The organism is Herminiimonas sp., from assembly GCF_030655415.1.
The window spans coordinates 123,871-136,342 of record NZ_JAURVN010000004.1; the positions used below are offsets into that span (position 1 = coordinate 123,871).

Here is a 12,472-nt window from a genome sequence, read left to right on the forward strand (position 1 = left end):
CTATGCGGCTGTGTTTTCTTTACCGTAATGCGTCTTGACATAATCAAGCACGATCGCATGAAATTCTGCGGCAATATTATCGCCACGCAGCGTGACAGTTTTTTCACCATCGACAAATACGGGCGCCGCTGGCGACTCACCAGTGCCAGGCAAACTGATACCGATGTTCGCGTGTTTCGATTCGCCAGGACCGTTGACGATACACCCCATCACAGCAACGTTCATCGCTTCGACGCCAGGATATTGTTTTTTCCAGACTGGCATTTGATCGCGCAGATAAGTCTGAATGCCATCTGCCAGTTCCTGGAATACCGTCGACGTCGTGCGACCACAACCTGGGCATGCAATCACCATCGGCGTAAATTTACGCAAGCCCATGGTTTGCAAAATTTCCTGGCCAACGATGACTTCACGCGTTCTGTCGCCACCCGGTTCTGGTGTCAGCGAAATACGGATCGTGTCGCCTATGCCTTCTTGCAGCAAAACCGATAATGCAGCCGTCGAGGCAACGATGCCTTTGCTGCCCATGCCCGCTTCGGTCAAGCCGAGATGCAATGGGTAATCGCAACGACGCGCAAGTTCGCGATATACCGCGATCAAATCCTGCACGCCTGACACTTTGCAAGACAAAATAATTTTGTCACCAGCCAGACCTACTTCTTCAGCGCGCAGTGCATTTTCAATCGCCGAAGTCACCAGCGCTTCATACATAACCGCTTGCGCAGTCCACGGATTCGCTCTTGTCGCGTTTTCATCCATGATGCGCGCCAGCAGCTCTTGATCCAAGCTGCCCCAATTAACACCAATACGTACTGGCTTATCGAAACGGCAGGCAGTTTCAATCATCTGCGCGAACTGCGTATCACGCTTGTTTCCCTTGCCGACATTGCCGGGATTGATGCGATATTTCGCCAGCGCTTTCGCGCAATCCGGATAGTCGTTCAACAACTTGTGGCCGTTGTAGTGGAAATCACCAACAAGCGGCACGACGATATCCATCTTGTCCAGCTGCTCGCAAATCTCGGGGACAGCAGCGGCGGCTTCTGGCGTATTCACCGTGATACGGACCATCTCGGAACCAGCACGCGCCAATTCCTTGATCTGGATCGCGGTGCCGATTACGTCTGCGGTATCGGTATTGGTCATCGATTGCACGACCACTGGCGCATCGCCGCCGATACGAACTTCGCGGCCACCATAACTGACAACCGCTATGCGACTTTTACGTCGCGGCCAAGAACCTGTACCAATCGGATCGGATGAAGACATACGTAAATTATTTCAAATTCAAACGTGCAACGTTACTCGTGTTGCCCGTAACAACATCAACAGATTTGCCGCGCAAGGTGACATCAACGCCGGCAGCATTACCGATCACCATGTTGACGGGTTCGGTCACAGCAACGACTTCGGATGTGCCCGCTTTCAGCAAACGTGAAAGCAATACGCTATTGTCAGCGCGCTTAATTTCCACCCATGAATCTTCGCGCACCTTGATCGCCAATGCATCTTTGCTATTCACTGGAACGGCAGCCACTACAGGTGCAGTAACTGCAGTTGTATTCATAGTCGCCGCAACAGATTGAACGGCTGGTGCAGCTACGGACGGTTTCGATGCTGTAACTGGGGTTGGCGCAGGAGCCGAGACAACTGCTGCCGGTTTGGATTCAGGCACTGTAACTTTTGATTCTGCTACCGGCGCAGTCGGCGTTGCCGCCGAAGTCGCATTCGATTCATTCGTACTTGGTGCAACTGACCCTTCAATTACCTCAGATTGCGCTGGAGGTACCTCGACGATTTCTCCACTCTCAATCGGCAAAACCTTTTCTACATGGGAAGTCTGCGGCGACATCGACGAAGGGATCAAACCTAAATGCTGTCCAGCGAATATAGCAACACCAATCAGCGCCAACACAGCAACACCAACCATCAACTTGAATGAGAATCCGCGAGGACCGGAAGGCGACAATTTGGCTTCAGAAAAAGATGCTGAAAGCGTATTGCGCTCAGGCAGCAACACAGCTGGTGTGGAAGTATCATCAACGATCGCTGCCAAGATAGGCGCAGGATCAGCTTGCAATACTTTCGCATAAGCGCGAATAAAACCGCGCACGATAACCATGCCAGGCAAGGCCGCATAGTTATCTGCTTCCAATGCCTGAATCTGCCTATTCGCAAGATTGAGTTGACTAGCGATCTGCAGCGTCGTCCAGCCGCGCGCTTCACGCAGGGCGGCAAGTTGCGCTCCCGCCGGCACTATCTGCTCAACAGTATTAACGACCGCCTCAGGATTTGAGTTGGTAGAAGCCACGTTTTCTGGCTGCTGGTTTACTGGCACTTCATCATTCATTAAAGGCTCCACGCTGATAAGCCGCAAATTCATTTGAGTTTGGATAACGGCGACGCAATTGCGTTGCAAAACTGGCTTCTGCTGCGCGATCACCCATCTTGTGTTCTATCTTGATCGCCAACCAGAGTACTTCTGCACTCAATACATCCATCTTGGTCACGCGCGTAATGTAAAAGCGGGCACGCTCAAAATCGCCACGCTCGTAATTGATACGCGACAAATTAGTATTCGTTGTCGGATTGCCCGGATCGTAGCGGAAGGCTTGATTGAAATAAGCTTCTGCTGCGACTGGATTTTTCAAAATCAGGCTGCAAGTACCAGCGTTATTAAATGCCTTGGCCGGCGACTGATAAGCCTTGTTGCGAATCGCTGATTCGAAATAGGCAATCGACTGCTGAGCGCGTCCGTTCTGGCACAGGAACCAGCCATAGTTGTTGCTCAAGTCCGGATCATTTGGCGCCAAGCGCAAGGCACGCGTCATATTTTCTTCTGCCAAACGCGTTTCGCCCAGATCCATGTAAATCAATCCGGCCATGCTGTATGCATCGGAAAATTCCGAGTCCGCTTGCAATGCAAGTTTGATTTCATCCAGCGCGACATTCATCTGTCCTTGCTGGTAATACTCGCTTGCCAGTTGCAAACGAATACGCGCACGTCTATGATTATCTGATTTATCGGTGCCGGTGACCGTCGTCGCATCGCCATCTTGCTTGGATGAACTTGTAGTGCTGGTTACGCAACCAGCCAAGACCATGGAGAACAAAGTGATACCAAACCAGACTACAGGACGCGCTATTTTCAAGATGAAATCTCCACAATACGTCCAAAATCTTTACCGAATTTCTCTTGATACTCGGCCATTTTTTTCATACGGTCTTGCACGCGCGTACGGTCTTGCACTTCACCTGCCAGTTGGCCACATGCCGCATCAATATCATCACCGCGGGTCTTGCGCACAGTCGTAACAATGCCGCCATCCATCAGCACCTGCGCGAACGCCTTGATGCGTGGATTATTGGAGCGAGTCAAACCCGATTCTGGGAATGGATTAAAGGGAATCAAATTGAATTTGCATGGCACGCCATCTTTGCCTTGGACTAACGCCAGCAACTCGCGCGCATGTTGATCGCTGTCGTTGACACCATCCAGCATGCAATATTCAAAGGTCACAAAATCCCGTGGAGCGAATTCCAAATAGCGCTTGCAAGCGGCCATCAATTCTTTCAACGGATATTTTTTATTCAATGGCACCAGGCCATCGCGCAAGGCATCGTTCGATGCGTGCAGCGATACAGCCAACGCCACTGCGCAATCTTGTGAGAGTTTGTCTATCATCGGCACCACGCCACTGGTCGACAAGGTCACGCGACGACGCGACAAACCATACGCGTTATCGTCAAGCATCAACTTGAGCGCAGTAACGGTCGGCTCATAATTCAGCAAAGGTTCGCCCATGCCCATCATCACGACGTTGGTGATTTGGCGCTCGCCTTTTGGACCTGGCTCTATGCCTTTGGTCCGGCGCAATTCAAATTCTGCCATCCACAGTTGGCCTATGATTTCGCCGACTGACAGATTACGGTTAAAGCCTTGTTTTCCGGTTGAACAAAACCGGCAATTTACCGCGCAACCGGCTTGTGTAGAAATACACAAGGTGCCGCGGTTTTCTTCAGGAATAAAAACAGTCTCGACCGCATTGCCCTGCCCCACATCGATCAGCCACTTGCGTGTGCCGTCGGTAGAGGTGTGATCGGAGATCACAGCTGGCGCAGCAATCATCGCGCGCGTCTTCAGCTTGTCGCGCAGCGACTTGGCCAAATCCGTCATCGCGTCAAAATCACTGGCACCGAATTGATGTATCCAGCGCTGCAATTGCTTGGCGCGGAACGGCTTCTCACCCAACTCGCCGCAATAAGCGATGAGCTGCGCAGGATCCAGATCCAGCAGATTGGTGAGAGTCGTCATAAAAACACTTCTTGTTGCCGCTGGTTCGTCGATGAAAACATATCAACGAATAGCGACATTACAAATTAATCGCAAATTAACGCGAGTAAACGTTCAACGCTGGGAAGTAATAAGCGATTTCAACTTTCGCTGTTTCTTCTGCGTCGGAACCGTGGACTGCGTTTGCATCGATCGAGTCAGCGAAGTCAGCACGAATCGTACCTTTGTCAGCCTTTTTAGGATCGGTTGCGCCCATCAGATCACGATGTTTGATGATTGCGTTTTCGCCTTCAAGTACTTGAATGATCACAGGACCCGAGATCATGAAGTCAACCAGATCCTTGAAGAAAGGACGTGCGCTGTGAACAGCGTAGAAACCTTCAGCTTCAGCGCGCGACAATTGTGTCATGCGAGCAGCGATGATTTTCAAGCCAGCGCCTTCGAAACGGGAATAAATTTGACCGATTACGTTTTTAGCGACTGCGTCCGGTTTAATAATCGACAGTGTGCGTTCGATTGCCATCTGAAAAAACTCCAATAAAATGAAAGGGTTAAGACGAAAAATTGAGAACTCAATCAACCTTCGATTCTAGCATGAAACACCCTCTTTATGAGCAGGAACACATGGTTTTATGCCTAAGCCGTGCCGGGCCTAAGTCCGCTCATCAAACACATGGTATTTTTTCAAGCAAATTCGTTTAAGCAAGAACCTAAAAGCGAAGGGGAACAAGCCTTTTGACAAGCGCTGATCCATCCTCAGAATATGTCATGTTTATTTAAATTCGATGACATTTAGTTAATTTACACGTCCTAAATGAACAAGAAATTCTTGCAATACAAACAAAAAAGCCGACATCAAAGTCGGCTTTTAAAACATCAAATATGGCTCAAGAAAAAGAATCAAGCAGCGGGCTTTTGATCCCGATTCAACTCAAAAACCGCCATCGACTCGACATGCGAAGTATGCGGAAACATATTCACCACGCCGGCATTTTTCAATATGTAAGGCCCGTCATTCACCAACACTGCTGCGTCGCGCGCGAGTGTGGATGGATTGCATGACACATAGACAATACGGCTAGGCATCAGATCCGGCTGCAATGCATTCAATCCGGCCAGCGCTTCACAGACTGCCAAGGCACCATCGCGCGGTGGGTCGATCAACATGCGATCGAACTTGCCTATTTCGATGAAATCCTCGGTTTTGGCTTCGAACAGATTGCGCGAATAAAACGAGGTTTTTTCGGCCAGTTGATTTGCTTGCGCGTTTTCCATTGCGCGTTCGGTCAACGTTGTGCTGCCTTCCACGCCAACCACTTCACGTGCTTGCGTTGCAATCGGCAGCGTGAAATTACCCAAGCCGCAGAAGAGATCAGCGACACGATCTGTCGCTTGCACGTCCAGCAAACGCAATGCGCGCGCTACCAGAACGCGATTAATTTGATGATTTACCTGCGTAAAATCGGTAGGCTTGAACGGCATCGTGACACCGAATTCCGGCAAGGCGTAATGCAAATTCGCCTCTACCGGATAGAACTGATATGCACTATCCGGGCCGGCTGGTTGCAACCACCATTGCACTTTGTGATGATCGGCAAACGCCTTCAATTTCACTTCGTCGTTAGCCGAAAGTTCAGTCATGATGCGCAAAACCATGGCAGTGATTTTGTCTTCTGCGCCCTGACCTATTGCCAATTCAATTTGCGGCAAATGATCGATGACTGAAAGCGACGCAATCAATTCGCGCAAAGGCACCAGCATCGCGGAGACATTGGGCGGCAAAATTTCGCAGGTCTTCATATCGGTAATGAACGAAGATTTACGCTCATGAAAACCAACCAGCACGCCACCTTTTTTCGGCACATTACGCACAGAAATACGTGCGCGATAGCGATAACCCCAAGTCGGTCCGTGTATAGGACGCAGCATGGTTTCGGGCTTGACCTTGCCTATATGCTTTAAATTATCTTCAAGGATGCGCTGCTTCAGCGCGACTTGCGCGCCAGCTTCTAGATGCTGCATCGAGCAACCGCCACAGATACCAAAATAGCTGCATTTAGGCTTGGTGCGCAGCGATGATTCCTTGATCACGGACATCATTTTTGCCGCTTCCCAATTCGCTTTTTTGCGATAGGAAGAATAAACCACGCGCTCTTTTGGCAAAGCGCCTTCGACGAATACCACTTTGCCGGGCGTGCCATCTTCATTTTTCAGATGGCCAACACCACGGGCTTCCATGTCGAGGGACTCGATATCAATAATTGTTTGCTGCATAGGGATTAAATCAGATTAGCGAGCTAGGCAAAACCTTGCTCGCATTAAAAAGGGGAAAATCAAAAGAAACGGATGATAGCAAACTGCCACACATGCGCGATAGATTTAACGCTAAAGCCCGTTACAACAGCGAATCTTTACCTACGCCATTCTTGGCGAGGGAACGCTTCAATTTAATCAAAGCTTCCTGCTGAATTTGCCGAACGCGCTCACGCGTGACATGCATTTCTACTGCCAGTTCTTCCAGCGTGGCTGGATCATCATTGTCCAGACCAAAGCGGCGTGTGATGACCAAGCGCTGCTTATCCGGCAATTTATCCAGCCAATCGCGCACCAAGATTGTCATTTCGTGATGTTCGGCCTGCGCATCGGGATCGTTCGCATGATCGCCCTGCAGCAAATCCATCAGACTGGATTGCGGATCGCCATCGAGTGGCGCATCCAATGAACTGGCGTGCTCGGACAAGGCAAGAATATCCTGCACATCTTCAACGCTGCGATCAACCAGATGCGCAATACCTTCGGCCGTTGCATCCTTGCCGTCGTGATGTTGTGCTTCCAGATGAAATTTTGCGCGTAGCGTTTGATTCAATTCACGTACCACGTGCACCGGCAAACGTACCGTGCGTGCCTGATTCATGATCGCGCGCTCTATGCTTTGGCGTATCCACCATGTCGCATAAGTCGAGAAACGAAATCCGCGCTCGGGCTCGAATTTATCGATGGCACGCATCAAACCCAGATTGCCTTCTTCGATCAGATCGAGCAGAACGACACCGCGATTGATGTAATGCTTGGCAATGGACACAACCAGACGCAGATTGTGTTCGATCATTTTTTGACGCGCTTCGAAATTACCCTGCTTGGCCAGCGTAGCGAAGTGAACTTCTTCAGGCACCGTCAGCAAGGCACGTGCGCCTATTTGGTTCAGATAATGTTGGGTCGCATCGGTGGACAGTTCTGTCGATAGAACCTTTTTCAGTTCATCGATGCCTGCTACTTCAACCGGTACCGCAGTGCGCTCATTTGGCTCATCGGAATCGGCGGATTCGACATCTTCATCAGTGTCGTCGCCTTTTTCGTCATCATCACCAGAATGAAAAGATAGCTCGGAGGACGCGGGCTCCGCGTTTTCCTCGTCGTCTGCCTGTGCATTCCGGTTACGTGTCATTAGCGGCTGGGTAAAAACTTGGATGGGTCGACGGGCTTGCCTTGCTGGCGAATTTCAAAATGCAATTTGACTGCATCTGCATCCGAATCGCCCATGTCGGCAATCTTTTGGCCTTTGGTAACGTTCTGGCCTTCTTTCACGTGGATAGCCTTGTTGTGCGCATAGGCGGATAACAAGGTGCTCGTATGTTTAACGATGACCAGATTGCCATAACCGCGGATGCCGCTACCGGCATACATGACTTTACCGGAACCGGCAGCCAATACTTGCTGACCAGATTTACCGGCGATATCGATGCCTTTTTTATTGTCATCAAAAGTCGCGACGACTTTGCCTTCGGCTGGCCACATCCAGGAGACAGTTTCGTCATCTGATGCCACGGGTGCAGCTGCTGTAGCAGGTTCAGCTGCCTTGGCTGCTGCGGCAGCAGCAGCAGCTGCTGCTTCCGATTTCTGCATCTCGGTCAAATTACTATCGGAATACGGTCGTTTGTCGCCACGCGGAGCCGTTTTATTGGCGCCCGTCATTGTCGGAGGCGCAGGCAAAGTACGTGCCTCGGTACCCGATGATGATGCAATCGAACCAATTTGCGCACCGCTGCTGGCCCGCGATGTCGAAGATTCAGGCGGTGCTACGCGCAGTACTTGATCAACCTTGATGTCATTTGGATTTGCCAGTTTGTTCCATGTCACGAGTTCGCTATAGCTTTGGCCGAAATCCAGCGCGATGCGGTACAAGGTATCGCCTTTTTTTACTGTATAGAAACTGCGGTCTTCCGCTGGTGCTTTTGCAGAATTTGTCCCGCCTATGGTGCGTTCTGAAACTGGGGCAGCGCGATGCGTCGTACCACAAGCGGCTAAGGAGCCAACCAGTAATGCCAACAATGTGAGTCGAATTTTTTTCATTCTCTTTACGTTCAATTATTTTTTAGCGATGTTTGTTCGCGGAGTTCAAGTTACGGTACCTGGACGGAGAGGCACAAAGTGGCAATCCTCCAGCGTCGAACTTTTCCATTCAAATTTGCTGACGCGTTCTATCAATTGTAGAACTTGATGCCTATCCCCGACTGGGGCAACTAGGCGACCGCCTATCGTCATTTGTTCCAGCAAGGCCTGCGGCACTTCCATCCCCGCTGCGGCTAAAATTATGCCGTCAAACGGGGCTGCCTGTGGCAAGCCAAGCATACCATCTCCGTAATGCAAGCGGATATTTGCCACCCGCATGGGCCGCAGGTTGGTCTTGGCCAGCTCATGCAAACCCTTGATGCGCTCGATGGAATAGACTTCTTTTGCCACCAGCGCCAAGACCGCAGCCTGGTAACCACAACCGGTGCCAATTTCCAGCACACGATTGAGTACGCCACCTGCACTATTGTTCCGCATGACTTCAATCATTCTCGCCACGATATACGGTTGCGAAATCGTTTGGTGATACCCAATTGGCAAGGATGCGTCGATATAAGCCTGGCTCGCCAACGCCGGCTCCATGAATAAATGGCGCGGCACCGCCTCCATTGCCGCCAATACCTTACTGTCTTTTACACCCTGTTTCGCCACACGAGCCGTCATCGCCTTGCGTATTGCTTCTGACACCAGTGGCGCGCTGCGATTACCTGCTGTAGGAGCATGCGTTGCGGCTTTGTGCGAGGGCTCAGACTGACGAGGTGACGCACTAGAGTTTGAAACAGTCCGCATGGCCGGCGCGGCCGCATGACGCGAGGCATTCTGCGTGGCAGTTTGCGGCGTAGCAGTTTTGCCGCTCACATTGCGATTCGGTTCACTGCGTGCGCCGTTGCGCGGAGCTTTTTCCGCGATGGAAGACAGCGACAACGGGAAGCGCTTGGTCTTGTCCGTCATGCCAGCACTTTCTTCAATGCAGCGAGTTGCGTATTGTGTGTCAAATCGATTTGCAAAGGCGTGATCGATACATGACCCAGCGCAGTTGCATGAAAATCGGTACCTTCACCGGCATCTTTTTGCCCGCCACAAGGACCTATCCAATAAATATCGCGACCGCTAGGATCCTGCGTCTTGATCACGGCTTCTGACTGATGACGTTTGCCGAGTCGAGTCGCAAGGGCTGGCTTAATTTGCTCATAAGGCATGTTGGGAATATTGACGTTCAGCAGAAAATTTTCTGCCAAATGAGCGAAATGTCCTTCAGCGCAGCGTTCAACAATATCGCGTGCAACCCGTGCGGCCGACTTGATCTCGCCCCAACCTTTATCCAGTTGCGAAAACGCGATCGCTGGAATCCCAAATAAATGACCCTCAGTCGCCGCCGCCACAGTGCCGGAATACAGCGTGTCGTCGCCCATGTTTTGCCCTTGATTAACCCCGGAAACAATCAGGTCAGGCTTGGACGTCATGATGCCGGTCAGCGCAATATGAACGCAATCGGAAGGTGTGCCGTTGATGAAGTAAAAACCGTTAGCCGCTTGATAGACGGAAAGCGGTCTGTCCAGCGTGAGGGAATTAGAGCTGCCGGAACGGTTACTGTCCGGCGCAACGACGACGATATCGGCAATCGGTGCCAGCGCCTCGGCTAAGGCAATCAAGCCGGGAGCGAGATAGCCGTCGTCATTACTGATAAGAATTTTCATGTGTGAATTTTACCTGAAGCAACGCCGCTTTCTGAACAAGCTTTCGCATTCGCGAGAGCAGCAGATCACTGATCGCAGCGCGAAGGGGAATTACTCCGCGTCGCCTACTGCATCCACGGTCGATGCAAAAAACGTGCGCACCGCATCGAGTTCGCGTGTGCGTTTGAATGGCGGCAGACTTTGCCAGATGCGTTTGCCGTAAGGCTTCGCGATCAAACGCGGGTCGCAAATCATTAGCACGCCACGATCAGTTTCATCGCGAATCAGACGGCCAGCGCCCTGCTTCAAGTTGATGATCGCTGCCGGCAATTGATGATGCATGAAGCCGTTCATGCCTTTGCGTTCTAGCGCTTCAATCCGTGCGGCCAGTACCGGATCATCGGGCGGCGAGAACGGCAATTTATCGATAATCACCAGCGACAAGGCATCGCCGCGCACATCCACACCTTCCCAAAAACTCTGGCTGCCAATCAGCACCGCATTGCCGGCCGCACGGAAACGATCCAGCAATTCAGTGCGTCCTGCTTCGCCTTGCACCATCAATGGGAAGGGCAATTTGCGACGTTCAAATTCTTCTCGCAAACGCTCAGCGGAGCGATTGACCGCACGTATCGTCGTGCACAATAAAAATGCACCGCCACCCGCTGCTTCGATTACCGGTAATGCGGCGTCGATCACTGCATCGGTATAATCGAGTGAATTAGGTTGCGGCAAGCCAGTTGGCACATACAACAAGCCCTGGCTATCGTAATCGAATGGACTCGGCCATGACTGCGCAGCCTCGTCCCACAAACCCATTTGCGCCGTGTAGTGATTGAAGTCGTTTTTAACGGCCAGCGTTGCCGAAGTAAATATCCAGGTGCGCGGCACGCCTTCGCGCTGCTTATTGAATATCGGCGCGATAGAAAGTGGCGTTTGATGCAGTTGCAGCGAAGACGAAAATGCTTCTACCCACAGCACACTTTCCTGCCCAATAATCACATCACCCTTGGGCTTGTTCCATGCTTCCAGACGCGTTGCGATTTCAATTCCACGGACGCGACATTGCTCTATCGTCTCAGCGCGTTCAGCCTGCTTTTGCAAGACTGCGATCATGCCGTCCATTTCGTCCTTCAGCGTTTCCAGCGCAGGGAAAAACGGGCTGGACGGAGCAATCTGGTTGACTGCGAGACGCACAATATCCTGAGGAAAAGTCAGGCGCAGATCACGTGCAGCACGCTCGACCTTGCTCACGACGCTGGCCCAATCGGCGCCGTCACGCGCATGCGACAAACCTTCTGCCAACACGTCGCGGCATAATTCCAGCACGTTCGAGGTGGAAATCGTATCGCCGAAAAACAGCGTCGCTGTCTCTGGCAATTGATGCGCTTCATCAAAAATAATCGTGTTGGCTGATGGCAGCAATTCGGCCACGCCTGTGTCTTTCAACGCGACATCAGCAAAGAATAGGTGATGATTGACGACGACCACGTCGGCCTGCTGCGCTTCCTTGCGCGCCTTCATCACAAAGCAATCCTGATAATACTGACACTCGGCGCCCATGCATGTATCGCGCGTCGAGGTGACGAGATTCCATACCAGCGCCGTTTCCGGCACCTTCGATAATTCAGCCTTGTCACCAGAACCGGTGGTTTTCATGAAGCGCGAAATTTCGCGCAAATAGCCAACATCATCACGCGAAGTCAGACGACCATTTTGCAATGTTCGCTCGAGATGGAAATGGCAAACATAGTTAGCACGACCTTTGAGCAAAGCGACCGAAACCGGCGCACCCAATGCCTTACGCACAGTCGGAATATCGCGCAGAAAAAGTTGATCCTGCAAGTTCTTGGTGCCGGTAGAAATGATGACCTTGCCGCCCCACAGCAAAGACGGCACCAGATATGCAAATGTTTTACCAGTGCCGGTACCGGCTTCGGCGATCAAGGTATTTTGATTGACGATCGCATTGGCAATTGCCTTGGCCATCTCGGTTTGAGATTTGCGCGGACGAAATCCGCCAACGGCATTGCCCAAAGGACTATCCACACCAAACAGCTGATCAAGCTCGGCATCGTGAGTGGCGACTTGTTGGGCAGTGGCACCAACGGGCAATGCGGCAGATTCAGCGGTCAAAATAAAGTCTTGGGCG

At 51.4% G+C, this 12,472-nt stretch carries 11 protein-coding genes; all 11 read right to left on the reverse strand.

All coding sequences use genetic code 11. From position 1 onward, the window contains the following. A complete protein-coding gene (ispG, locus tag Q7T66_RS03255; RefSeq protein ID WP_304931860.1) occupies positions 1-1,269 on the reverse strand; it encodes a flavodoxin-dependent (E)-4-hydroxy-3-methylbut-2-enyl-diphosphate synthase in 1,269 nt (422 codons plus the stop codon). Positions 1,270-1,276: 7 nt separating this feature from the next. Beyond that, positions 1,277-2,350: a helix-turn-helix domain-containing protein gene (locus tag Q7T66_RS03260; protein ID WP_304931861.1), complete on the reverse strand. Its 1,074-nt coding sequence runs from the start codon at positions 2,348-2,350 to the stop codon at positions 1,277-1,279. Continuing rightward, the gene (gene pilW, locus Q7T66_RS03265; protein WP_370691612.1) at positions 2,343-3,104 is read right to left on the reverse strand and encodes a type IV pilus biogenesis/stability protein PilW; all 762 of its coding nucleotides are present in this window, start codon (positions 3,102-3,104) and stop codon (positions 2,343-2,345) included. The genes Q7T66_RS03260 and pilW overlap by 8 nt, the downstream gene beginning before the upstream one ends. 44 nt (positions 3,105-3,148) lie before the next feature. Further along, complete coding sequence (gene rlmN, locus Q7T66_RS03270; protein WP_304931865.1) at positions 3,149-4,315, reverse strand: 23S rRNA (adenine(2503)-C(2))-methyltransferase RlmN; 1,167 nt, start codon at positions 4,313-4,315, stop codon at positions 3,149-3,151. A gap of 76 nt (positions 4,316-4,391) precedes the next feature. Further along, complete coding sequence (ndk, locus tag Q7T66_RS03275; protein WP_112992172.1) at positions 4,392-4,817, reverse strand: nucleoside-diphosphate kinase; 426 nt, start codon at positions 4,815-4,817, stop codon at positions 4,392-4,394. A 377-nt stretch (positions 4,818-5,194) separates the two neighbouring features. Beyond that, a complete protein-coding gene (rlmD, locus tag Q7T66_RS03280; RefSeq protein WP_304931866.1) occupies positions 5,195-6,568 on the reverse strand; it encodes a 23S rRNA (uracil(1939)-C(5))-methyltransferase RlmD in 1,374 nt (457 codons plus the stop codon). 121 nt (positions 6,569-6,689) lie between these two features. After that, positions 6,690-7,739: an RNA polymerase sigma factor RpoS gene (gene rpoS / locus Q7T66_RS03285; RefSeq protein WP_304931867.1), complete on the reverse strand. Its 1,050-nt coding sequence runs from the start codon at positions 7,737-7,739 to the stop codon at positions 6,690-6,692. Then, entirely contained in the window at positions 7,739-8,644 is a 906-nt protein-coding gene (locus Q7T66_RS03290) for a peptidoglycan DD-metalloendopeptidase family protein (RefSeq protein ID WP_304931868.1), read from the reverse strand. The genes rpoS and Q7T66_RS03290 overlap by 1 nt, the downstream gene beginning before the upstream one ends. A 45-nt stretch (positions 8,645-8,689) precedes the next feature. Beyond that, positions 8,690-9,595, reverse strand: coding sequence for a protein-L-isoaspartate(D-aspartate) O-methyltransferase (locus Q7T66_RS03295; protein ID WP_304931869.1), 906 nt, complete (start codon positions 9,593-9,595; stop codon positions 8,690-8,692). After that, positions 9,592-10,341: a 5'/3'-nucleotidase SurE gene (surE, locus tag Q7T66_RS03300; RefSeq protein ID WP_304931870.1), complete on the reverse strand. Its 750-nt coding sequence runs from the start codon at positions 10,339-10,341 to the stop codon at positions 9,592-9,594. Before surE ends, Q7T66_RS03295 begins: the two co-directional genes overlap by 4 nt. A 90-nt stretch (positions 10,342-10,431) precedes the next feature. Further along, positions 10,432-12,456 (reverse strand): ATP-dependent DNA helicase, encoded by a 2,025-nt coding sequence (locus Q7T66_RS03305; protein WP_304931871.1) that lies wholly within the window; start codon positions 12,454-12,456, stop codon positions 10,432-10,434. Between the last annotated feature and the right edge of the window lie 16 nt (positions 12,457-12,472).